Origin of the sequence: Mesorhizobium sp. M1423 (assembly GCF_040317575.1) — a bacterium.
Taxonomy (GTDB): domain Bacteria; phylum Pseudomonadota; class Alphaproteobacteria; order Rhizobiales; family Rhizobiaceae; genus Mesorhizobium.
Map to the genome: position 1 here is coordinate 53,477 of NZ_JAMYKU010000029.1, position 21,859 is coordinate 75,335.

Below are 21,859 nucleotides of genomic sequence, written 5' to 3' on the forward strand. Positions count from 1 at the left end.
TTGAACGGCTCCTTTTATCTTTTTGCTCTGTCGAAGGCCTGGGCGACATCCGCCCACAGGTCTTCGACACTTTCCAATCCGACACTGAAGCGGATGGTTCGCGGGCTGACGCCGAAGCGCGCCATCGAATTCAGGCCCGGCGTCTGCTCGAGCGAGGCCTTTGCCGGAACGACCAGGCTCTCATGGCCGCCCCAGCTGACGCCGATGCGAAAGAGTTTCAGCGCATCGACGAAAGCCGGGATGTCGACGTCTTCCGTCACTTCGAATGAGAACAGCCCGGCATAGCCGGCAAGCGTCGCCTTGCCTGGATGGTTGGAATAGGCCGGGTGGTTGACCCGCTCGACATGGCCATGCGCCTTCAGCCGCTCGGCGATGGTCAGCCCGCTCTTCATGTGGTGCGGCAACCGCAGCGGCAATGTGCGCAGCCCGCGCAGCAACAGCCAGGCCTCGAAAGGCGAAAGCTTGCCGCCGAGGTAGGAATAGGTCTGCTCGTTGATGTGTCGGATATGGGCAGCCGAACCGGCCACCACGCCGGCGACTGTGTCGCTGTGGCCGCCGAGATATTTCGAGGCAGAATGCAGCACCAGGTCGACACCGTGTGAAATCGGCTTCTGGAACACCGGCGTCGCCCAGGAATTGTCGATCGAGGTGATGATGCCCTGCTCTTTGGCCAGCCGCGCCAAATGCGTTACGTCCTGGAGCTCGAACATCATCGACGTCGGGCTTTCCAGGTAGAGCAGCTTGGCGCCGGGAAGTGCTGCGGCGACCGCGTCCGGATCGGAACCGTCGACGTAGTCGACCTTGATGTTGAGCCGAGGCAACAGCCGTTCGAACAGCCGGTAGGCATCGCCGTAGCAGTTGCGCACGACGACCATTCGCTCGCCGGCACTGACGAAAGCAAGCACCGTGGCGCTGATCGCTGCCATGCCGCTGGAAAAGCCGCGCGCGGCTTGCGCGCCTTCGAGGGCGGCGACACGCGCCTCGAACTCCATCACCGTCGGGTTGTCACCGCGCGAATAGATCGGCTGGCGTCGCCTGCCGGCGAATGTGTCGGCCATCTCGGCATAATTGGCGAAGGTGAAGAGCGAAGTCTGGTAGATCGGCGGGACCACCGCACCGCCGGGAAAAGGCTCATCATGGGCGAGAAGCGTCGCAGCCTCGGCGAGATAGTCGTTTTCGAAACCGGCGGGATGGTCGTTCATTTCTGGCCTGAGAGTTTGAGTTTGGCCGCACCGCGTTTCAGATCGTCCTCGACGGTGGCGATCAGCTTCAGCGCCTCGGCCCGGGCTCCCTCCGGATCGTGCGCGGCGATGCGTTCGTAGATGGTGCGGTGGTAAGGAAAGCTGGCGTGGCCGAAGTCGCGCACTCCGAGCGGATGTTCCCAGAAACGGTGGAACAGCTCGTGCATGGCGGCGATGATCTGCTCGAACAGCGGATTGCCGGAAGCGCGGTAGATCGACTGGTGGAATTCCCAGTCCTCCTCCGCCGACATGCCGGCGCGCGTGTGGAAGGCCTGCTCCATAATGTCGAGCTTGCGCCCGATCTCGACGAGATCTGCCTGGCCGGCGCGAACGGCGCAAAGGGCGGCTGCTTCCGCCTCCAGCGCGCGGCGGATTTCCAGCGTCTGCATCAGGCTGGTGAAATCATTGCCGCCGGCCAGCGTCAGCGGCATGTGCAGCATGTCCAGCGACACCACTCCCTTGAGATAAGTGCCGCTGCCTTGCCGCCGCTCGACCAGGCCGAGCCCTTCCCAGCGCGTCAGCGCCTCGCGCACGGTGTTGCGGCTCACCTTGAGGCGCTCGGCAAGGATGCGTTCGGTCGGCAGTCTCTGGCCGGGCCCGAGGGCTTCCCGCATCACAAAGCCGGCCAGGGCCTTGAGCACCGCGTCGTCGCGAGCAGTTGCCTGTATGGGCGAAAGGCCGAATTCGGTCATGCCAACGGGTCACCAAAAATGGCTCAATGGTCCAACCAATTTCTGCATAGAAGACAGGCTCTGTCAATCGGCTGCAGGCACATGCGTACCGCCCCCAGCGTGCTGATCAAAAGGCGGCCTACCTGCCACGACAAAAAGCCAGCATTTTCTGGATGCTGACGCAGAGTCCTGATGTGTTTTGAAATTGGGGGCCGGCCGGCGTTTGGCAGCGGTACGAGGAGGCCACTATGTGCCAGCGCCGGCCGGCCGACCCCACGGACCCAGGAGATGCGGCGGACCTGAGCATCATGGGGTATTCTTCGGGTCGAACCGGCGATCTAGCCTCGTGCCGGTTACGTCTAAGGGCTGCACATTTGCGCACCAACTTATGAAAATCAACAGTTTATTAACCAAGCCTCGCAAATCGCTTGGATTAAGGTAAATTCGTAACCTTGTCGCGTTGACTGGCTAATTGGTGTCCGGGCTATGCCGCCTTGGCGACGACGCGATTGCGGCCGCCGCTCTTGGCCTCGTAGAGCGCGAGGTCGGCGCGTTTCATTAGCGCCGCGACCGTGTCCACCCCTTTCAGCACCGACGACACGCCGACACTGACGGTGACTTCGATGGCCTTTCCTTCTGCGCCGACGGCAAACGGCAGTTGGGCGATTTCGGCGCGAATGCGCTCGGCGACCTTTTCGGCTACCGCACCGTCCGTGTCCGGCATCACCACGACGAACTCCTCGCCACCGAAGCGGCAGGCAAGGTCGATGCCGCGCACATTCTTGCGCAACCGCCGGGCGAATTCGCGCAGCACGTCATCGCCGCCGTCATGGCCATGCGCATCGTTGATGGTCTTGAAGCGGTCCAGATCGGTGATCATCACCGACAGCGGCCGGCGCCGTGCCACGGCGCGGTCGAACAGCGTCTGCAGATGGCTGTCGAGATAGCGGCGGTTGTGCAGGCCGGTCAGGGCATCGGTCACCGCCATCTCGATGGTCTGGGTGACGCTGGCGCGAAGCTGGTCGTTGTAGCGCTTGCGGCGCACCTGCGTGCGCAGCCGCGCGGTCAGCTCCTGCTGGTCGATCGGCCGCATCAGATAGTCGTTGATGCCGAGTTCGAGGCCGCGGATGATGCGCCCCTCCTCGCCCTCGTCCGCCAGAAGGATGATTGGCAGGAAACGGGTGCGATCGAGCGAGCGCAATTGCGAGCAGAGCCTCAGCGGGTCGAAATCGGCGAAGGCCGTCGAAATCATCACGCATTCGTAGGGCAACTCGGCAGCCTGAAAGAAACCGGCATGCGGATCGGTGGCGACGTCGAGATCGGCACTGCCGCGCAGCATCTTCTGGATGCGCTCGAAGGAGGATTTGCGCTCATCGACCAGCAGCACCTTCGGCACCGCGTCGTCGGCCGCGAAGTTGCGGCTCAACAGCTCCTCGATGCCGATATTGCGCGTCGTCGAGGCGCGCAGCCGCAACTCGTCGGTCAGCGACTTCAGCCTGACCAGGCTCTTGACACGCGTCATCAGCTGCAGATCGTTGACCGGCTTGGTCAAAAAATCGTCGGCGCCGGCTTCGAGGCCGCGCACCCGGTCCGAAACCTGGTCGAGCGCGGTGATCATCACGACCGGGATGTGCGATGTCGCCGGGTCGCCCTTCAGCCGCCGGCAGACCTCGAACCCGTCCATGTCAGGCATCATCACGTCGAGCAGCACGACGTCGACCTTGCCGTTTTCGCAGATCTCGATCGCATCCGGCCCGTTGGTAGCGGTCAGGACCTCGAAATATTCGGCGAGCAGCCGAACCTCCAGCAGCCTGACATTTGCTGGGATGTCGTCGACGACGAGGATCCGCGCGGTCATTTCACAAAGCTCCGGCTCGGCTGGAAAGATACATCAGGCATCGCCCAGGTAGGATTTGATGGTTTCGATGAAACGCGGCACCGAGATCGGCTTGGAAATATATGCCTCGCAGCCGCCCTGGCGAATGCGCTCCTCGTCGCCCTTCATCGCGAAGGCGGTGACGGCGATGACCGGGATGACGTGGAGATCATCGTCCTCCTTCAACCATTTGGTCACCTCGAGGCCGGACACTTCGGGCAGCTGGATGTCCATCAGGATGAGGTCCGGCCTGTGCTGCCGCGCCAGATCCAGCGCTTCCAGGCCGTTGCGTGTACGCACCGTCTCGTAGCCGCTCGCTTCGATCAGGTCGCGAAAGAGCTTCATGTTGAGCTCGTTGTCCTCGACGATCATAACCTTTTTAGGCATCGATTTCCCGTCCCGGCTGGCCTTCCACTCGAAGGGTGCCGTCATGCGCCCCTTGTCGGCACGCACCAAACCTGTTCCCACTATACGGCAATATGATTGACGAAACGGAAACCGGCCGCCGGAAAAGCGTTCGGATTCCAGGTCGGCGAGCTTGCTGCCGGCAACACTTGCCACTACTGCGAAAACAGAACGATTCCGCCCACGAAGGAAAAGTAGCGATGGCAAACGCAGCGTCAATGCGCGAGGAAGCCGAAACCATTGCCGTAAAGGCGTTGGGCTTCGTCGCCGCCGATCCGGAACTTCTGCCCCGCTTCCTGGCGATCACCGGCATCGAGGCCCATTCCATCCGCCGGGCGGCCGGCGAGCCGGGTTTCCTGGCCGGCGTGCTGCAGTTCATCCTCGCCCACGAGCCGACGCTGATGCGTTTTTCCGAGGAGACCGGAACGCCACCCGCCGCAGTGGGCAAGGCGTTGCGGGCGCTGCCGCTCGGCGACGACAATCATGAGCATTCGATATAGGCGACGATCCCGAGACTGCGGGCAGATCGAAGAACCTGCCGCCGACGATGGGCCGCTGCTGGCGCTTTATGGCGTTGCCTCTTCCCCACTGTTGTCCGTCCCAACGGGGTCGGCCGGCTTCAGCATGGCGCCGTTGACCGTCACCGAACCGTCGGCTTTGGTGTTGATCACCCATTCAAGCCGGCCGTCCGGCAGCGTCTTGCCAAACCCTTTGATCGCCAGCGCGCCGGTAAAATACTGCGCGGCCTGCGGGTCCGTCTTCGCCGCCGTCTGCAAGGTCTCCACGATCTTGTCGTAGCCGGTGATGTCGATTGTCACGTCTGCACGCGGCTTCTTGCCGGGGAAGGTCATCTCGCCTTCCATCGCAATCTCGATGTTGCCGTTCTTGATCGTGCTGTGTCCGAGAATGGCCTTTGGCGTCTTGGCCAGGAAATCGGCGGAGATCTGGTTGCCGAAATCTGCCGGCAGCGGTGGATCCTTGCTGAAATCAAGGGTTTCGATGGTTTTCTTCGCCATGCTGTCCAGATCGATGTTGGCGCCGCCGAAGTTGAGGTCGATATCCGTCGGCAGCAACGCAACGCTCCAGCTGGGCAGCACCTGCTGCGGTATTGTCAGGCCGGAAACCTTGAACGCGTAGTTGATCTTGCCTTCCTTGGCGATGCCGTCCATGCCGACAGCGGTATTCAGTTGCGTCGCACCGAACTTGCCGACCGGACTCTCCACCACAAGGTCCTTGAAGCCGTAGGTGCCGTCGATCCGCTCCCACAACGGCAGTGCTGCCGTCAGAAGCGATTTGAACTCCGCCCCATCCGCCTTGAATTTGGCTGCATCATCAGTCGCCACGATGAAAGCAAGCAGGTCGAGCAGCGGCTTTGTCCGCAAACCCTTGCCGGCCGCATCCACGGAAAGTTCAGGCGCTTTTACAGCAGCCGGAAAACTCAACCCACTTTTGGGATCGTTGACTTTGATCGTTTCGGCGAAGTTCGTTATTTTTTCCGTCACCGTGAAATCGACGCCGCCGTTTGCGGATTTGGTCGAAACTATTACGGCAGTGCCAGGACCGACCGTGACATCCGCCTGCTGCTTGGGCTCTCGGGTGGTCATCCTCATGCCAGCCATCGAACCGGTTGCGCTCGCGAAAGCGGCCAGGTCGGGGTCATAAACTCCGGTGAACTTGTTGTCCGACACGGAGAAGTCGATGTGCTGCGCCCCCTCAGGGCCAACGAAATCGATAGACCCCTTCGGGGACACGTCCGCCGAAACGTCCCAGTGTCCATCTTTGCGCGGCTTGACCAAGATGAAGTAAGGCGTGATGTCGAACTTGAAGGCTTGCTGCTTTGCCATCAAATCCGTGACTGGCTTGAAGTCGAATGCGAGCTTGTAGGCATCGCCGTCGACTGAAATTTTCACGAACCCGATATCGAACAGCTTCTTTCCGATATAGCGCGCCAGATCGTCGGAAAGCTGCTTCGCCCCTTGCCTGTCGACCGCTTGGCCGAAGGCCGGTCCGCTGCAGGCAAGCAGTAAAACAAGTGGCAAAACGCGCTTCATGTCGATCCTCACTTATTCGCGGCCGTCAAACCGTTTCTATCACTGGTAGGGAATTACCATCACAACCGCAAGGCGAGCCGGACGGATCGATGTCGCCCGCGGCATTGCCTAAAGCACCAGCCGCACCAGCGGCCGGCCCGGCTTGCGCTCGACCAATCGCTGGAACCCGGCCTTTTCGAAGACCCGCGACGAGCCGACGAACAGCCCGATCGAGCGCGAATCCTTCGATAGATCGATCGGGCAGGCCTCGATCAGCCGGGCACCATTTTCCCGTGCGAAGTCGATGCCGCCTGTGACCAGGCGGTGCGACAGGCCCCTGCCGCGTGCCTTGGCGCGGATGAAAAAGCAGGAGATCGCCCAGACGCCGGGATCGGTGGCATCGGCGGGGTCGAGCGGCGCCGACCCCCTGCCCTGGTTGTTCCATTCGGGCACGTCGGCGCGCGGGCCGATCTGCATCCAGCCGACTGCCCGGCCGTCCTCGAAGGCCAGCAGGCCGGGCGGCGGCCCGGCCTCGATCCGCGCCTTGATATGATCCTTGTTGCGCTCCCGGTCGCTCGCGCGGCGCGCTGCCGGCGACAGCCGGAAATGTGTGCACCAGCAGCCGTAGCAGGCGCCTTGCTTACCGAAAAGATCTTCGAAATCCGCCCAAAGCTCGGGCACTAGCGGCGCTATGGTCGTATTCATGAGCTCTCTCCCGGCCCACCGCCTTGTCGTGGCGTCCGTCCTGACGTACCATTGCATTTGTTCTCTTTATGTTCGCAGCGATGGCGGCCCCTGTCAACAATCCCGAACACGGTTTTTGCCGCGACTGCCTGAATTTTCAGCGCAGCGAGGCACGCCGTTGCGAGCGCTGCGGCAGTCCGCGGCTTGCGCGCCATCCCGAGCTTTACCGGCTGCGCCTTGCCCATATCGATTGCGACGCGTTCTACGCGGCGGTCGAAAAGCGCGACAACCCGGCATTGAAGGACCGGCCGTTGATCATCGGCGGCGGCAAGCGCGGCGTCGTCTCCACCGCCTGCTATATCGCCCGCATCCATGGCGTGCGCTCGGCAATGCCGATGTTCAAGGCGCTCGAAGCCTGCCCGGACGCGGTGGTCCTCCCGCCGGACATGGAAAAATACGTCCGCGTCGGCCGCGAGGTGCGCGCCATGATGCAGGCGCTGACGCCGCTGGTCGAGCCGCTCTCGATCGATGAGGCCTTCCTCGACCTCGCCGGCACCGAGCGCCTGCATGGCCTGCCGCCTGCGGTGGTGCTGGCGCGCTTCGCTCTCAGCGTCGAAAAGGAGATCGGCATCACCGTTTCGGCAGGCCTGTCCTATTGCAAGTTCCTGGCCAAGGTGGCCTCGGACTTCCGCAAGCCGCGCGGCTTTTCGGTGATCGGCGAGGCCGAGGCTATCGGCTTCCTGGCCGAGCAGCCGGTGACGCTGATCTGGGGCGTCGGCAAGGCCTTTGCCGCCACGCTCGAGCGCGACGGCATCCGCACCATCGGCCAGCTGCAGCGCATGGAACGCGGCGACCTGATGCGCCGCTATGGCGTCATGGGCGACCGGCTCTACCGGCTTTCGCGCGGCGAGGACGACCGCCGCGTCGTTCCCGACCAGGACGCGAAAAGCGTCTCGGCGGAAACCACTTTCGACACCGACATCGCCTCCGTCGAGGAACTGGTTTCGGTGCTGAGGGCGCTGGCGGAGAAAGTCTCGGCCCGGCTGAAAAAATCCGGCATTGCCGGACGCACCGTCGTCCTCAAGCTGAAGACCCAGGATTTCAAGATCCGCACGCGCAATCGCCAGCTCGGCGATCCGACCCGGCTGGCCGACCGCATCTTTCAGACCGGGCTCGAGCTGCTGCGCAAGGAAGCGGATGGCACGAAATACCGGCTGCTCGGCATTGGCGTCAGCGATCTCTCCGACGATGACCGGGCGGACCCGCCCGACCTGGTCGACGTCAAGTCACGCAAGCGCGCCATGGCCGAAGGCGCCATCGACACGCTGCGCGGCAAGTTCGGCCGCAGGGCGGTGGAAACCGGCTATACCTTCGGCAAGGGCCGTGATGCGCACCCGCCCGAACCGATCGAGGAGTGATAGTGCTAAGTGCGCCGCAGATCGATCCGGCTGGTAATCACGCGCTCGCCGGTTTTCGGGTCGACGTCGATAACGGTCAGCCGCATGCCGTCCTCGCCATTCTTCTCGACCGTCATTTGCGCCTTGCGATCGCCATTGACCTCCTTGGCCCAGCGGATGCCGAGATTGATTGCGTTGCCTTTTCGGCTGCCGCTCAATTGCGCCGGCCCGGTGCGCGATCCGACATAGGTGCCGCTGTATTTCGTCCCGCTGGACCTGAGGTCCGCGCTGATGTCGCGCGTCACCAAGATAAGACCGCGGCAGCTGCCGTCGAGCGACAATGAGTTCGACGTCGCGTCGGAATTGAAGTGACAGGAGACATTCACCGTCGGCGCATCGGTGGTGACCTTGACGATGCCCTTGCCGGCGAAATCCCCCTGGAATGAGCGAAGAAAATCCGGATCGTCGGCATGCGCTGCGCCGGCCCCGGCCGCCAGGCAGCCGGCAAGTACAAATCGTGCGAGTGATTTCATCGGACCGCTCCTCGTTGGTATCCAAAACACAGCACGCAAACACTGAGGGACCAACGCTTCCCTCAGCGGCGGGTTCCGGCTTCAACATCACTGTTTGCAACGCTTCACGGCTGGCCCAGTCGAATGCGGCGGCTAGCGGTTGCGATGAAAGCGCCGGCTTGCGACATAGCACGCATGGTACCCGCACCCTCGATCCCCAAGGCGGCGTTCTGGATGGCGCTGTCGATCGCCTCGTTCCTGGCGATGTCGGTCGCCGGCCGGGCCACGACGGCAGAGCTCAACGTCTTCCAGGTGCTCGAGCTGCGCTCGGTGATCGGCTTTTTCATGCTGCTGCCGCTGGTCATGATGTCAGGCGGTTTTCCGGCGATGCGCACCGGGCGTCCGCTGGCCCATATCGCCCGCAACGTCGTCCACTATACCGGCCAGGCTGCCTGGCTTTACGCCTTGACGCTGATCCCGCTTGCGGTGCTGATCTCGATCGAATTCACGACGCCGATCTGGACCGCCCTGCTGGCGGTCGCTTTCCTCGGCGAAAGGCTCTCCCGGCCACGGCTTGCGGCAATCGTGCTGGGGCTGATCGGCGTGATGATCATCGTGCGTCCGGGCGTCGGCGCAGTCAATCCGGGGCATGTTATCGTGCTGGGAGCCGCAGTCTGCTTCGGCGTCTCGGTGGTCCTCGTCAAGTCGCTGACGCGGACGGACAGCGTCGTGCGTATCATCTTCTGGATGCTGATCATCCAGTCGGTGCTTGGCCTCGTCCCGGCGCTTTACGAATGGCGCAACCCGCCGCTCGAACTCTGGCCGTGGATCCTGCTGATCGCGTTTACCGGCATGTCGTCGCATTTCTGCATGGCCCGCGCACTTGTCTATGCCGATGCGACGGTCATCTCGCCAATGGACTTTTTGCGCGTACCGCTGTCGGCGGTGATCGGATGGCTGCTTTATCACGAGCAGATCGACGCCTTCACCGCCAGCGGCGCCCTGCTGATCCTGCTCGGCAATCTGCTCAATCTGCAGAAAAAAGCCGCCAAACCGGCTGAGGTGGCAGCATCGTAGCCCTGCAATTCAATCGCCATCGTCGGGTATGTTCAGAACGTGCCCACAGGCCTTGCAATGGACGGCGTCGGGCTCGTGCCGCTGCAGCCCGCATTGCGGGCAAGGAAAGAACACCTTGGTGGGACGGAAGAGCGCCTGCGCAAGCCTGACGAACAGCGATATGCCGATGATCATGGTGGCGATCGCGGTGAGCTTGCCGGCCACGCCGGGCAGGACGATGTCACCGAAACCGGTCGTGGTAACTGTGGCGACGGTGAAATACAGCGCATCGACATAGCCTTCGAGACCGCCCACGGTGCGGAAGAAGAAGGTGTAGACGAAGCCGGTGATGACAAAGAGGAACGTCAGGAAATTGATGACCGCGCGGCTCGCCTCGCGCCATCGCCTGAAGCCGCGCATCTCGAGAAATCGCCACAGCGCGCCGCTACGCGACAGCGACCACAGCCGCAGGATGCGCAAAAAACCGAGATTGGCCAGCGCCGTAGGCATCAGCAGAGTCAGCAGGATGAAGGCATCGATCCACGACGCCGGCTGTCTCATCAGGCGCAGCATGTCGTTGGAGGCAAGCAGCCGGGCAATCATGTCGGCGGCGACGAGTGCTGCCACGGAGTAGTCCAGCCAGAGGAACGAGGACGACTTCTGGATCACCGGCGTGGCAATAAAAAAGGCAATGATGGCGAGGTCGATGACAACAGCCGCAAGCTGAAACCGGAACGCCGCCGCTGTGCGCCCGTGATATAGCTTGCGCAGCATGTCGCGGAGCCGCGCCAAGGCTGAAGAATCCTGCGCTCCACTCTTGTCTATTGCATTCATGGCGACTGCGATAACGTTTGGGCCACCAGCCGTCCAGTGTTGCCAGCCGGGCAGCCGGCTACACCAGCTCCACTTCCACCACGCCTGGCACAGCGCGCATCGCCGACGCGATCTGCGGCGAGACGCGGTAGCGGTTGGGCAACTCAATCTCGACCTCGCCCTCGCCGCCTTCCTTGATGACGATGATGCTCACCTGACTGTCGCCACGCTGCCCAAGTTGCGATTGGATTGTCGATGCCGGTGCGTCATTTCTGACGAAGATGCGCAGCGCTTTCTGGATGCGGCTTGCCTCGTCCTCCAGCGACTGCACGGTCTGGATGCGCAGATTGACGCCTTCCGGCCTGTCCTCGGCCGAAACGGTGATCACCACCGAGCGGCCGGGTTCGAGCAGGTCGCGGTATTGTGCCAGCCCTTCCGAGAACAGCACCGCTTCATACTGGCCCGACGTGTCGGAAAACTGCACGACGCCCATCTTGTTGCCGGTGCGCGTCTTGCGTTCCTGCTTTGTGGTCACAGTGCCGGCAAGCCGGCCGGCGGCAGCACCGCGTTTGACGGCGGCCGAAAACTCGCCCCAGGTCTGCACCCGCATTTTCTGCAGCGCCGCCTTGTATTCGTCGAGCGGATGCGCCGAGAGATAGAATCCAACCACCTGGAATTCGCGGTGCAGGCGGTCGGCGGCGAGCCAGGGGTCGGTCGCCGGCAGGTTGAGTGCCTGCGACTGTGCGCCAAGCGAGGCGCCAAAAATGTCATGCTGGCCGGTGACGGCATTCTGCTGCGCCAGCGATGCCAGCCCCATCATCCGCTCGACGCCGGCCATCATCGCCGCGCGGTCGAGGCCGAAGCAGTCGAGCGCGCCGGCCATAATCAGGCTTTCGAAGACGCGCTTGCCGACGATCTTCGGATCGACCCTTTCGCAGAAATCGGCGAGGCTCTTGAACGGTTTTTCGCCGCGCGTGGCGACGATGTGCTCGACCGCCGCGTCGCCGACGCCCTTGAGCGCGGCCAGCGAATAGAAGATGCGGTTCTCGCCGACCTCGAAATCCCGGAACGACGTCATCACCGATGGCGCCACCACTTCGATGCCGAGACGCAGCGCATCCTGGCGGAAATCGGCGAGCTTGTCCGTATTGCCCATGTCGAGCGTCATCGATGCCGCCAGGAATTCGACCGGGTCATGCGCCTTCAGATAAGCGGTCTGGTAGGAGACGACGGCATAAGCGGCCGCATGCGATTTGTTGAAACCGTAGTCGGCAAACTTTGCCAGCAGGTCGAAGATGAAGTCGGCTTGCGGCTTGCCGACGCCGCGCTCGACCGCACCGGAAACAAAGCGCTCGCGCTGCTTGTCCATCTCGGCGCGGATTTTCTTGCCCATGGCGCGGCGCAGCAGATCGGCTTCGCCTAGCGAATAGCCGGAAAGCTCCTGCGCGATCTGCATCACCTGTTCCTGGTAGACGATGACGCCTTGCGTCTCCTTGACGAGATGGTCGATCTTCGGGTGGATCGACGCCATCTCCTCCTCGCCGTGCTTTCTGGCGTTGTAGGTCGGGATGTTCTCCATCGGCCCCGGCCGGTAGAGCGCGACCAGCGCGATGATGTCCTCGATACAGTCGGGCCGCATGCCGATCAGCGCCTTGCGCATGCCGGCACTTTCCACCTGGAACACGCCGACCACCTCGCCGCGCGACAGCATGGCGTAGGTTTCCGGGTCGTCGAGCGGAATGTGGGCGAGATCGATCTCGATGCCGCGGCGGCGGATCAGCTTGACCGCCCTGTCCAGCACGGTCAGCGTCTTCAGCCCAAGGAAGTCGAATTTCACCAGCCCGGCCTGCTCGACATATTTCATGTTGAACTGGGTGACCGGCATGTCCGAGCGCGGATCGCGGTACATCGGCACCAGTTCCCACAGCGGCCGGTCGCCGATGACGATACCGGCGGCGTGCGTCGAGGCGTGGCGGTAGAGACCTTCCAGTTTCTGCGCCGTGTCGAGCAGCGTTTGCACGATCGGCTCCCGCTCGGCCTCTTCGGCAAAGCGCGGCTCGTTGGCGATGGCGTCGGCGAGCTTGACTGGATTGGCCGGGTTCGACGGCACCATCTTGCTCAGTTTATCGACCTGACCATAAGGCATCTGCAGCACGCGGCCGACGTCGCGCAGCACCGCGCGCGCCTGTAGCGTGCCGAAGGTGATGATCTGGCCGACCTGGTCGCGGCCGTATTTCTGCTGGACGTAGCGGATGACCTCCTCGCGCCGGTCCTGGCAGAAGTCGATGTCGAAGTCGGGCATCGACACGCGGTCGGGATTGAGAAAGCGCTCGAACAGCAGCGAAAAGCGCAGCGGATCGATGTCGGTGATAGTCGTCGAATACGCAACCAGCGAGCCGGCGCCCGAACCGCGGCCCGGCCCGACCGGAATGCCTTGCGCCTTGGCCCATTTGATGAAGTCGGCAACGATCAGGAAATAGCCGGGATATTTCATCTTCTCGATGACCCCGAGCTCGAAATCCAGCCTCTCGCGATATTGCTCGGCCGTGTAGCCGGGTGTGAGCCCATGCGCCGCCAGCCGCGCCTCCAGCCCTTCATGCGCCTGCCGGGCAAGCTCCTGCGCCTCCGCTTTAACCGCCGCGTCGGCGTCGGCGACATCGCGGCCGGCAAAGCGCGGCAGGATCGGGTTGCGGGTCTTCGGATAGTAGGAGCAGCGCAGCGCGATCTCGACGGTGTTGTCGATTGCTTCCGGCAGGTCGGCGAACAGCCTCGCCATATCGGCCTGGCTTCTCAGGAAGTGGTCGGGCGAAAGGCGGCGGCGATTGTCGGCCGCAACCACGGAGCCTTCGGCGATGGCGATCAGCGCGTCATGCGCCTCATAGTCTTCACGAGAAAAGAAAAACGCCTCGTTGGTGGCAACCAGCGGCAGATCGTGGCGGTAGGCGAGGTCGACCGACGACTGCTCGATCGTGCGGTCATAGCCGGAGACGCGCTCAAGCTCGACATAGAGCCGGTCGCCGAACAGGCCCTTGAGCGCCAGGAGCCGGGTCTCGGCGAGTTCGCGGCGGTCCTCTTTCAAGGCATTGCCGATCGGGCCTCGCGGCCCGCCCGTAAGGCAGATCAGACCGTCGGAGTGGCCCTGCAGCATCTCGGTCGTCAGATGCACCGCTTCGCCGGGCGGTGTCTCGAGGTAGACGCGGCTGACCAGCCTGACCAGATTGCCGTAGCCGGCCTCGGTTGCGGCGATCAGGACGACCGGCCGCATCTCCGGTCCTTGCCGCCTGCGGTCGCGCTGGCTGTCGCTCGCCTCACCGGAAAAGGCGAGGTCGATCTGGCAGCCGATGATCGGCTGAATGCCGTCCTTTACCGCCTTCTGGGCGAATTCCAGCGCGCCGAACAGATTGTTGGTGTCGGTGACGGCGATTGCCGGGCACTCGTCCTGCACCGCATGGCCGACGATCTTGCCGAGCTGCAAGGCGCCTTCGAGCAGAGAATAGGCCGAATGCACGCGCAGATGAATGAACCGACGCGCCGCCTGCTCCGCCCGCGACGCCTTCGCATAGGCCTCGCGCAGCAAGGGATCGCGTGGAAGTCTCTCATCCGCCATGGTTTTTTCGCGCCGCCTCACAAGGACTCAGTCGATGAAGATGTATTGTCCGGCACCGGGTAACACGAGTCCAGCGGAAGCGATTGGAGCTTTGTGAGTTTAGAGCAACCGCCGAACCTGCCAATCTCCCCCCTCGTGGGGGAGATGTCCGGCAGGACAGAGAGGGGCGCTGTCCCGCCGACGTCAGGCCTGAAAACAAAAAACCCGCCACAGCGGGCGGGTCGTTGGAGCCATTTAGCACCATACCCAGATTAATAGCATAGCTGCCGGCACAAAGCAAGAACAAAATACGTTGCGGCGGCAAAAAAGCGAATTCCGCACGCCCGAGCCTCGTTGCCCAACGAATTGTCAGGTCGCGTTTCTTCGCGCCACTCTCTGTCCTGCCGGACATCTCCCCCACGAGGGGGGAGATTGGCCGTCACCTCGGCTTTCGCTAATCTCCAACGTCCCAGGCCGGCGCCGAGGCGGATTTCAGCCTCACGCGAATTGCATGATCACCGCATCGACCGCAAGGCTGTCGCCGGGCTTGGCGTTGAGCTTCGATACGATGAGATCGCGCTCGGCGCGCAGCACGTTTTCCATCTTCATCGCCTCGACCACAGCCAGCGTCTCGCCGGCCTTGACCTCCTGCCCCTCGGCAACCGCGATCGACACGACGAGGCCAGGCATCGGGCAGAGCAGCATCTTCGACGTGTCCGGCGCCACTTTTTCCGGCATCAGCCTTTCGAGTTCGGCCGTGCGCGGCAGCATGGCGCGGGCTGTCACAGACATGCCTTTCCAGGCAAGGCGGAACCCGTTCAGCACCGGCCTGACCTGCGCCGCGACTTTGCGGCCGCCGACCGTGCCGCGCCAGATGAGATCGCCCGGCCGCCAGTCGGAGGTCACCCTCAGTGCCTTGCCGCCGTCGATTGTGAGGTCGAGCTCCATCGGAATGGAAATCATGCCTTCGACGATGGCGACCGAAAGATAATCCCGGCCGATCTTCACCGCCCAATCGCGTTTCAAGGCGCCGGAATGCGGCGCCAGCCGCCCGCCCAGCCGGTCGAGCCGGTCGCGGCGCAGCAGTTCGACCGCGGTGGCGATCGCGGCCAGCACCGCTTTCTCCTCGGCGTCTGGCACGATCGGCGCGAAGCCGTCTGGGTATTCCTCGGCGATGAAAGCGGTCGATATCAGCCCTTCCCGCCAGCGCGGATGCTGCATCAGCGCCGCCAGGAACGGTATGTTGTGCTCGATGCCGTCGACAACGAACCTGTCCAGCGCTTCCGACATCGCATCTATTGCCGCAAGCCGTGTCGGCGCCCAGGTGCACAGCTTGGCGACCATCGGATCATAGAACATCGAGATTTCCGAGCCTTCGGTGACGCCAGTATCGTTGCGGATGACTATTTCGCCAAATTGCCCCTCTTCCGGCGGCCGGTATCTCGTCAACCGGCCAATCGACGGCAGAAAGTTGCGATACGGGTCTTCGGCATAGAGGCGGCTTTCCACCGCCCAGCCGTTCAGCTTGATGTCGCCCTGTTTGATGGCGAGCTTTTCGCCGGCCGCCACGCGGATCATCTGCTCGACCAGGTCGATGCCGGTGACCAGTTCCGTCACCGGATGCTCGACCTGCAAGCGCGTATTCATTTCCAGGAAATAGAAGTTCTTGTCGCTATCGACGATGAATTCGACCGTGCCGGCGCTCTGGTAGTCGACCGCCTTGGCCAGCGCCACAGACTGCTCGCCCATGGCTTTGCGGGTCTTGGGATCGAGGAACGGCGACGGCGCCTCCTCTACGACCTTCTGGTTGCGGCGCTGGATCGAGCATTCGCGCTCGCCGAGATAGAGCGTGTTGCCATGCGCGTCGGCAAGCACCTGGATTTCGATATGGCGCGGATCGACGATGAACTTCTCGATGAAGACGCGGTCATCGCCGAACGAGCTTTTGGCTTCCGAGCGCGCCCGGTCGAAGCCGTCGCGCACCTCGGCCTTGCTCCAGGCGATGCGCATGCCCTTGCCGCCGCCGCCGGCGGAGGCCTTGATCATCACGGGATAGCCGATTTCGCCGGCGATCTTTTCGGCATGGGCGACGTTTTCGATGACGCCAAGCCAGCCGGGCACCGTCGAAACCTTGGCCGCGTTGGCGAACTTCTTCGATTCGATCTTGTCGCCCATTGCCTTGATGGCCTTGGGCTTCGGGCCGATGAAGACGATGCCTTCCTGCTCCAGCGCCTCGCAGAAGGATGCCCGCTCGGACAGGAAACCGTAGCCGGGATGCACGGCCTCGGCCCCTGTCGCCTTGCAGGCGGCGATGATCTTTTCCGGGGCCAGATAGCTTTGCGCGGCGGGAGAAGGGCCGATATGCACCGCCTCGTCAGCCATTTCGGCATGCACGGCATCGCGGTCGGCGTCGGAATAGACCGCGACGGTGGCGATGCCCATCTTGCGCGCCGTCTTGATCACACGGCAGGCGATCTCGCCACGGTTGGCGATCAGGATCTTTGTGAACATGCAGGCCTCGTCCCTCGGCTGCCCTTCTTTTCCGGGCTTCCCGTTTTATGGGCTTCAGGGGGCCGGTCAAGGCAAAGTCGGAGCCTATCCCGGACGCAAATCGGCGAGCTCTGACGAAAATCCGGGATCAGAACGTCGCTTCGTGCATAGCGCAGAGCTGAGTGGTAAGTTAAATCTAACCTGGATTGCAGACTGCCATGGGAGGATTGCCTGATGAAAACGCGCGCCGCTGTCGCCGTCGCCGCCGGAAAGCCGCTGGAGATCATGGAGGTCGACCTCGAAGGTCCCCGTGATGGCGAGGTGCTGGTCGAGATCAAGGCAACCGGCATCTGCCACACCGACGAGTTCACACTGTCGGGCGCCGACCCGGAAGGCCTGTTTCCGGCGATCCTCGGCCATGAGGGCGCCGGCATCGTCGTCGACGTCGGCAAGGGCGTCACCTCGGTCAAGAAGGGCGACCATGTCATCCCGCTTTATACGCCGGAATGCCGGCAGTGCCCGTCCTGCCTGTCGCGCAAGACCAACCTCTGCACCGCCATCCGTGCCACGCAGGGTCAAGGCTTGATGCCTGACGGCACGTCGCGCTTCTCGATCGGCAAGGACAAGCTGTTCCACTATATGGGCTGCTCGACCTTCTCCAACTTCACCGTGCTGCCCGAGATCGCGGTGGCCAAGGTCAATGCCGACGCCCCCTTCGACAAGATCTGCTACATCGGCTGCGGCGTCACCACCGGCATCGGCGCGGTGATCAACACGGCCAAGGTCGAGCAAGGCGCGACCGCTGTCGTCTTCGGCCTTGGCGGCATCGGCCTCAACGTCATCCAGGGCCTGCGCCTTGCCGGCGCCGACCTGATCATCGGCGTCGACCTGAACAACGACAAGAAGGCCTGGGGCGAGAAATTCGGCATGACGCATTTCGTCAATCCGAAGGAGATCGACGGCGATATCGTGGCTCATCTCGTCAACATGACCAAGCGCGGCGCCGACCAGATCGGCGGTGCCGACTACACGTTCGACTGCACCGGCAACACGAAAGTCATGCGGCAGGCGCTTGAATCGTCCCACCGTGGCTGGGGCAAGTCGGTCATCATCGGCGTTGCCGGCGCCGGACAGGAGATCTCGACGCGGCCGTTCCAACTGGTCACCGGCCGCACCTGGATGGGCACCGCTTTCGGCGGCGCGCGCGGCCGCACCGACGTGCCGAAGATCGTCGACTGGTACATGGACGGCAAGATCGAGATCGATCCGATGATCACCCACACGCTGAAGCTCGAGGACATCAATAAGGGGTTTGACCTTATGCATGAAGGCAAGTCGATCAGGAGCGTGGTAGTTTACTGAGGAGGAGGAGAAAGCCGCCGGCCAATCAGCCAGCGGCCGAAAATGCACATGTTCAACAAGGGAGGAGACAAAAATGCCGGAAAAACTGCATCCGAAAATCGACAATGGACTGCCCAGGGAAAAGGCCGACTTTGCCGGCGGGACGCTGGTCTGCGCCTGCACCAGCAATCCGGTCAAGGTGAAGGTCAAGGGCCAGATCGCCCACAACCATGCCTGCGGCTGCACCAAATGCTGGAAGCCGGAAGGCGCACTGTTCTCGGTCGTGGCGGTTGCCGGTACGGGCGACGTGACGGTGACCGAAAACGGCGACAAGCTGAAGGTGGTCGATCCGGGCGCGCTGATCCTGCGCCATGCCTGCACGGGCTGCGGCGTCCACATGCATGGCCCGGTCGAGCGCGATCACGCGTTCAAGGGGCTGTCCTTCATCCATCCGGAGCGCTTCCAGGAGGACGGCTGGTCGCCTCCGGGTTTCACCGCCTTCGTCTCGTCGATCATCGAATCCGGTGTCGATCCGAGCCGTATGGATGGCATAAGGTCACAGCTGAAGTCGATCGGGCTCGAACCCTATGACTGCCTCAATCCTGGCTTGATGGACTATATCGCCACCTGGACGGCAAAGAGATCCGGCGCGTTGCCGGCCTAGTAGCCGCTCGACTATCATCGATCGAGCCGGGCGACGTCGCCCGGCTCTTTCACATTTGGAACAACGATGCCCGCACCCGCTATTCTCGTCGATGCCGATGCCTGCCCAGTGAAGGCCGAGGTCGAAAAGGTTGCCGAGCGGCACGGCATCGTCGTCACCTTCGTCTCCAATGGCGGCTTGCGTCCATCGCGCGATCCGATGATCCGCAATGTCGTCGTCTCCAAGAGCGCCGACGCCGCCGACGACTGGATCGTCGAAAATGCCCGGCCCAACGACATCGTGGTGACCGCCGACATCCCGCTTGCTGCCCGCGCGGTGGCGCTTGGCGCCCATGTACTCGGCCCGACGGGACGCCCGTTTACGCCTGAGACGATCGGCATGGCGGTGGCGATGCGCGACCTCAAGCAGCACCTGCGCGAGACCGGCGAAAGCAAGGGCTACAATTCGAGCTTCGCGCCGCAGGATCGCTCGCGGTTTCTCGGCGAGCTTGACCGCATCTTGCGGCGGGCGCTGAAATCCGCCTCAGCGGACTGAAACCATGACGACCGGTACCCCCACCAGGATGCCCATGCAACGCCACACGCCGTTCGCGCTGTCGGCCTGCATCGGCGTGGCAGCCTTCGCCGCAGCGCTGATCTGGCGTGCGCCGCTTGCCTATTCGATCGGCGCCAATGTGTTCTTTGCCGCCTATCTCTGTCTTGTCGTCGCTCACATGCCGCGGCTTACTGGCAGCTATCTGCGCAAGAATGCAGGCGACACGGACCTGCCGGTGCTGGCCATCTTCGCGGTCACGCTGGTTGTGGTCGCAATTGCCATCATCTCGTTGTTTCAATTGATCAACAGGGAGAAGAGCGCGGATCCCGTCGAGCTTACGGTGGCGTTGTTGTCTATCCCGCTTGGCTGGTTGACCATCCATGCGATGGCGGCACTTCACTACGCACATCTCTATTGGTTGGACGGCGACGCGATGGATGGCGACACCAAAAAGAAAATTCCGGTCGGCGGCCTCGACTTCCCGGGCGGCAAACGGCCGGAAGGCTCGGATTTCCTCTATTTTGCGACAGTGATCGGCATGACGGCGCAAACTGCCGACACCAACATCACAACCTCGCAAATGCGCCGTGTCGTGCTTGTGCATTCGATCCTGTCGTTCTTCTTCAACACGGTGATCGTGGCAGCCGCGGTCAACCTCGCAGTCAGCCTCGGCAGTCCGTAATAAATCCGGGATCGGGTGAAACATCGCTTAAGCTGGCGACGTATTGGGAGGAGAAGAGATCTGACAGGCCGCGGCGAACGTGCGGCCGGAGGGAACAACAGATGGAATCGCTTGCCAGAAACCAAGCCGCCGAAGCAGATACCGCCGCGCCGAGCGATGCGACGCTGATCTATCGGCAGTCGCGCTGGACGCGGCTGACGCATTGGCTGTGGGCGATCGCGCTGTTCTTCATGCTGCTTTCCGGTCTGCAAATATTTAACGCCCGCCCACAGCTCTACATCGGCAAGGAGTCGGGCTTTGGCTACAACAACACCATCTTCGCCATTGGCGCCGAAAACACGGTGACTGGCCCGCGCGGCTACACCGACATCTTCGGCAAGCGCTTCGATACCACCGGCGTGCTCGGCTGGTCGGGTCCGGCCGGCCAGGAGACCTCCCGCGCCTTCCCGTCCTGGGCGACGATCCCTTCCTACTACGATCTCGGCACCGCGCGCGTCGTTCATTTCTTTTTCGCCTGGGTGCTGACCACCACGCTGCTGGTCTGGCTGGTCGCCAGTCTGATCAACGGCCATTTGCGGCGCGATCTTGCCCCGCGCCTCGATGATTTCAGGCGGCTGCCGCGAGACATTGTCGACCATGCCAGGTTCAGGTTCCACCACAGGCGCGAATACAACACCTTGCAGAAGATGGCCTATGGCGGCGTGCTGTTCGTGCTGCTGCCGCTGATGATCATCACCGGCCTGGCCATGTCGCCGAGCATGAACTCGGTGCTGCCATTCCTGAACGACCTGCTCGGCGGCCGGCAGACGGCGCGCACCATTCACTTCACGGTGATGCTGCTGCTCGTCGCCTTCTTCGTCATCCACATCCTGATGATCCTGGCCGCCGGCCCGATCAACGAGCTGCGTTCGATTATCACCGGCTGGTATCGAACCGACCCGCCGGCGAATGGCGACAAAGCACCCGAGAGGAGCGCCTGACATGGCGAAATTCGAGATCAGCCCCAAGCTACAGATAAGCCGAAGAAAGTTCCTGACCTCGGCCAGCCTCGGCCTTTCCGGCATCATGCTTTCGGGCTGCGACGCCTTCGACAGCCAGCTTGGCGTCGGCGACGGCCTGCGCAGCTTCCTCGAAAGCGCCAATGGGCTGACCTGGCGGGCGCAGCGGCTGCTTGCCGGCCGTGACGCGCTGGCGCCGGAGTTCACCGAGGCCGACATTCGCCAGCCGCAGCGGCCGAACGGCGTCACCGCGCCCGACGACGATTTCTACAAGGGCCTGCTCGCCAACGATTTCGCCGACTGGCGGCTGGAGGTTTCCGGCCTCGTCGAAAAACCACTGTCGCTGAGCCGCGAGCAGCTGATGAACATGCCGAGCCGCACCCAGATCACCCGCCACGACTGCGTCGAGGGCTGGAGCTGCATTGCCAAATGGACCGGCACGCCACTGTCGCTGGTGCTCGACCAGGCGGTGGTCAAGCCGCAGGCGCGCTACGTCATGTTCCACTGCCTCGATACGATCGACCGCAGCCTTGCCGGCGATATCAAATATTACGGCTCGATCGACCTGATCGATGCCCGTCATCCGCAAACGATCCTTGCCTATGGGGTCAACGGCAAGCCGTTGCCGGTCGAGAACGGCGCGCCGCTACGCGTCCGCGTCGAGCGCCAGCTCGGCTACAAAATGCCGAAATATCTCACCAAGATCGAGCTGGTCGACGGCTTTGCCAATCTCGGCGGCGGCAGAGGCGGCTATTGGGAGGACAATGGCTACGACTGGTACGGCGGCATCTGACCGATAATGTTGAAAAAGTCCGGGTTGCAGCAGTCCTGAAGCACTGATTCAATCTTCTTCAATCTTCGTTGTAAGAGGAGATTGAG

The 21,859-nt window shown here is 62.7% G+C and carries 19 protein-coding genes; 9 read left to right on the forward strand and 10 right to left on the reverse strand.

The window, feature by feature from the left end; genetic code table 11:
• Nucleotides 1–14 precede the first annotated feature (14 nt).
• The 4 genes from NKG95_RS27990 to NKG95_RS28005 form a co-directional block, all read right to left on the reverse strand.
• Entirely contained in the window at nucleotides 15–1,202 is a 1,188-nt protein-coding gene (locus NKG95_RS27990; RefSeq protein ID WP_352586992.1) for a PLP-dependent transferase, read from the reverse strand.
• On the reverse strand, nucleotides 1,199–1,933 hold the full coding sequence (locus tag NKG95_RS27995) for a FadR/GntR family transcriptional regulator (RefSeq protein WP_352789177.1): 735 nt from the start codon (nucleotides 1,931–1,933) through the stop codon (nucleotides 1,199–1,201). Before NKG95_RS27995 ends, NKG95_RS27990 begins: the two co-directional genes overlap by 4 nt.
• 463 nt (nucleotides 1,934–2,396) lie before the next feature.
• Entirely contained in the window at nucleotides 2,397–3,770 is a 1,374-nt protein-coding gene (locus NKG95_RS28000) for a PleD family two-component system response regulator (RefSeq protein ID WP_352586987.1), read from the reverse strand.
• Nucleotides 3,771–3,803: 33 nt separating this feature from the next.
• Complete coding sequence (locus NKG95_RS28005; protein ID WP_348625950.1) at nucleotides 3,804–4,220, reverse strand: response regulator; 417 nt, start codon at nucleotides 4,218–4,220, stop codon at nucleotides 3,804–3,806.
• A 173-nt stretch (nucleotides 4,221–4,393) separates the two neighbouring features.
• Between NKG95_RS28005 and NKG95_RS28010 the strand changes: the two genes are divergently transcribed.
• Nucleotides 4,394–4,693, forward strand: coding sequence for a DUF3572 domain-containing protein (locus NKG95_RS28010; RefSeq protein WP_292657779.1), 300 nt, complete (start codon nucleotides 4,394–4,396; stop codon nucleotides 4,691–4,693).
• Nucleotides 4,694–4,759: 66 nt separating this feature from the next.
• On the opposite strand, the gene NKG95_RS28015 is transcribed toward NKG95_RS28010, so the two are convergent.
• Both NKG95_RS28015 and NKG95_RS28020 read right to left on the reverse strand, forming a co-directional pair.
• Entirely contained in the window at nucleotides 4,760–6,244 is a 1,485-nt protein-coding gene (locus NKG95_RS28015; protein WP_353043090.1) for a hypothetical protein, read from the reverse strand.
• A 108-nt stretch (nucleotides 6,245–6,352) separates the two neighbouring features.
• On the reverse strand, nucleotides 6,353–6,928 hold the full coding sequence (locus tag NKG95_RS28020; RefSeq protein ID WP_352855391.1) for a GNAT family N-acetyltransferase: 576 nt from the start codon (nucleotides 6,926–6,928) through the stop codon (nucleotides 6,353–6,355).
• A 68-nt stretch (nucleotides 6,929–6,996) separates the two neighbouring features.
• Here NKG95_RS28020 and NKG95_RS28025 point away from each other — a divergent pair, with 68 nt between their 5' ends.
• On the forward strand, nucleotides 6,997–8,325 hold the full coding sequence (locus NKG95_RS28025) for a DNA polymerase IV (protein WP_023720118.1): 1,329 nt from the start codon (nucleotides 6,997–6,999) through the stop codon (nucleotides 8,323–8,325).
• 5 nt (nucleotides 8,326–8,330) lie between these two features.
• On the opposite strand, the gene NKG95_RS28030 is transcribed toward NKG95_RS28025, so the two are convergent.
• Entirely contained in the window at nucleotides 8,331–8,837 is a 507-nt protein-coding gene (locus NKG95_RS28030; RefSeq protein WP_353005361.1) for a hypothetical protein, read from the reverse strand.
• Nucleotides 8,838–9,011: 174 nt separating this feature from the next.
• On the opposite strand from NKG95_RS28030, the gene NKG95_RS28035 reads away from it, so the two are divergent.
• Entirely contained in the window at nucleotides 9,012–9,893 is an 882-nt protein-coding gene (locus tag NKG95_RS28035; RefSeq protein WP_352482190.1) for a DMT family transporter, read from the forward strand.
• Between the two features lie 9 nt (nucleotides 9,894–9,902).
• Here NKG95_RS28035 and NKG95_RS28040 read toward each other — a convergent pair whose 3' ends face one another.
• The 3 genes from NKG95_RS28040 to NKG95_RS28050 form a co-directional block, all read right to left on the reverse strand.
• A complete protein-coding gene (locus NKG95_RS28040; RefSeq protein WP_352482189.1) occupies nucleotides 9,903–10,706 on the reverse strand; it encodes an ion channel in 804 nt (267 codons plus the stop codon).
• Nucleotides 10,707–10,764: 58 nt separating this feature from the next.
• The gene (dnaE, locus tag NKG95_RS28045; RefSeq protein ID WP_353043091.1) at nucleotides 10,765–14,292 is read right to left on the reverse strand and encodes a DNA polymerase III subunit alpha; all 3,528 of its coding nucleotides are present in this window, start codon (nucleotides 14,290–14,292) and stop codon (nucleotides 10,765–10,767) included.
• Nucleotides 14,293–14,769: 477 nt separating this feature from the next.
• Nucleotides 14,770–16,782 carry an acetyl-CoA carboxylase biotin carboxylase subunit gene (locus NKG95_RS28050; protein WP_353043092.1) on the reverse strand — a complete coding sequence of 671 codons (2,013 nt, stop codon included), beginning with the start codon at nucleotides 16,780–16,782 and terminating at the stop codon, nucleotides 14,770–14,772.
• A gap of 213 nt (nucleotides 16,783–16,995) precedes the next feature.
• Here NKG95_RS28050 and NKG95_RS28055 point away from each other — a divergent pair, with 213 nt between their 5' ends.
• The 6 genes from NKG95_RS28055 (at nucleotide 16,996) to NKG95_RS28080 (ending at nucleotide 21,773) form a co-directional block, all read left to right on the forward strand.
• Nucleotides 16,996–18,123 (forward strand): S-(hydroxymethyl)glutathione dehydrogenase/class III alcohol dehydrogenase, encoded by a 1,128-nt coding sequence (locus tag NKG95_RS28055; protein WP_353043093.1) that lies wholly within the window; start codon nucleotides 16,996–16,998, stop codon nucleotides 18,121–18,123.
• Nucleotides 18,124–18,196: 73 nt separating this feature from the next.
• On the forward strand, nucleotides 18,197–18,766 hold the full coding sequence (gene gfa, locus NKG95_RS28060; protein ID WP_353018778.1) for an S-(hydroxymethyl)glutathione synthase: 570 nt from the start codon (nucleotides 18,197–18,199) through the stop codon (nucleotides 18,764–18,766).
• Between the two features lie 66 nt (nucleotides 18,767–18,832).
• Entirely contained in the window at nucleotides 18,833–19,300 is a 468-nt protein-coding gene (locus NKG95_RS28065) for a YaiI/YqxD family protein (RefSeq protein ID WP_023720123.1), read from the forward strand.
• Nucleotides 19,301–19,304: 4 nt separating this feature from the next.
• On the forward strand, nucleotides 19,305–19,982 hold the full coding sequence (locus NKG95_RS28070) for a DUF1345 domain-containing protein (protein ID WP_352482182.1): 678 nt from the start codon (nucleotides 19,305–19,307) through the stop codon (nucleotides 19,980–19,982).
• Between the two features lie 101 nt (nucleotides 19,983–20,083).
• The gene (locus NKG95_RS28075) at nucleotides 20,084–20,962 is read left to right on the forward strand and encodes a cytochrome b/b6 domain-containing protein (protein ID WP_353025105.1); all 879 of its coding nucleotides are present in this window, start codon (nucleotides 20,084–20,086) and stop codon (nucleotides 20,960–20,962) included.
• Nucleotide 20,963: 1 nt separating this feature from the next.
• On the forward strand, nucleotides 20,964–21,773 hold the full coding sequence (locus NKG95_RS28080; protein ID WP_352482180.1) for a molybdopterin-binding protein: 810 nt from the start codon (nucleotides 20,964–20,966) through the stop codon (nucleotides 21,771–21,773).
• Nucleotides 21,774–21,859: the final 86 nt, after the last annotated feature.

Excerpts from the sequence above, each read along its gene's own strand:
- NKG95_RS28020 (WP_352855391.1), bottom strand. The coding sequence starts at position 6,928 with ATGAATACGACCATAGCGCCGCTAGTGCCCGAGCTTTGGGCGGATTTC.
- NKG95_RS28015 (WP_353043090.1), bottom strand. The coding sequence starts at position 6,244 with ATGAAGCGCGTTTTGCCACTTGTTTTACTGCTTGCCTGCAGCGGACCG.
- NKG95_RS28050 (WP_353043092.1), bottom strand. The coding sequence starts at position 16,782 with ATGTTCACAAAGATCCTGATCGCCAACCGTGGCGAGATCGCCTGCCGT.
- NKG95_RS28065 (WP_023720123.1), top strand. The coding sequence starts at position 18,833 with ATGCCCGCACCCGCTATTCTCGTCGATGCCGATGCCTGCCCAGTGAAG.
- NKG95_RS27990 (WP_352586992.1), bottom strand. The coding sequence starts at position 1,202 with ATGAACGACCATCCCGCCGGTTTCGAAAACGACTATCTCGCCGAGGCT.
- NKG95_RS28070 (WP_352482182.1), top strand. The coding sequence starts at position 19,305 with ATGACGACCGGTACCCCCACCAGGATGCCCATGCAACGCCACACGCCG.
- NKG95_RS28010 (WP_292657779.1), top strand. The coding sequence starts at position 4,394 with ATGGCAAACGCAGCGTCAATGCGCGAGGAAGCCGAAACCATTGCCGTA.
- NKG95_RS28030 (WP_353005361.1), bottom strand. The coding sequence starts at position 8,837 with ATGAAATCACTCGCACGATTTGTACTTGCCGGCTGCCTGGCGGCCGGG.
- NKG95_RS28075 (WP_353025105.1), top strand. The coding sequence starts at position 20,084 with ATGGAATCGCTTGCCAGAAACCAAGCCGCCGAAGCAGATACCGCCGCG.
- NKG95_RS28035 (WP_352482190.1), top strand. The coding sequence starts at position 9,012 with ATGGTACCCGCACCCTCGATCCCCAAGGCGGCGTTCTGGATGGCGCTG.
- dnaE (WP_353043091.1), bottom strand. The coding sequence starts at position 14,292 with ATGGCGGATGAGAGACTTCCACGCGATCCCTTGCTGCGCGAGGCCTAT.
- NKG95_RS28025 (WP_023720118.1), top strand. The coding sequence starts at position 6,997 with ATGTTCGCAGCGATGGCGGCCCCTGTCAACAATCCCGAACACGGTTTT.
- NKG95_RS28080 (WP_352482180.1), top strand. The coding sequence starts at position 20,964 with ATGGCGAAATTCGAGATCAGCCCCAAGCTACAGATAAGCCGAAGAAAG.
- NKG95_RS28005 (WP_348625950.1), bottom strand. The coding sequence starts at position 4,220 with ATGACGGCACCCTTCGAGTGGAAGGCCAGCCGGGACGGGAAATCGATG.
- NKG95_RS28040 (WP_352482189.1), bottom strand. The coding sequence starts at position 10,706 with ATGAATGCAATAGACAAGAGTGGAGCGCAGGATTCTTCAGCCTTGGCG.
- gfa (WP_353018778.1), top strand. The coding sequence starts at position 18,197 with ATGCCGGAAAAACTGCATCCGAAAATCGACAATGGACTGCCCAGGGAA.
- NKG95_RS27995 (WP_352789177.1), bottom strand. The coding sequence starts at position 1,933 with ATGACCGAATTCGGCCTTTCGCCCATACAGGCAACTGCTCGCGACGAC.
- NKG95_RS28000 (WP_352586987.1), bottom strand. The coding sequence starts at position 3,770 with ATGACCGCGCGGATCCTCGTCGTCGACGACATCCCAGCAAATGTCAGG.
- NKG95_RS28055 (WP_353043093.1), top strand. The coding sequence starts at position 16,996 with ATGAAAACGCGCGCCGCTGTCGCCGTCGCCGCCGGAAAGCCGCTGGAG.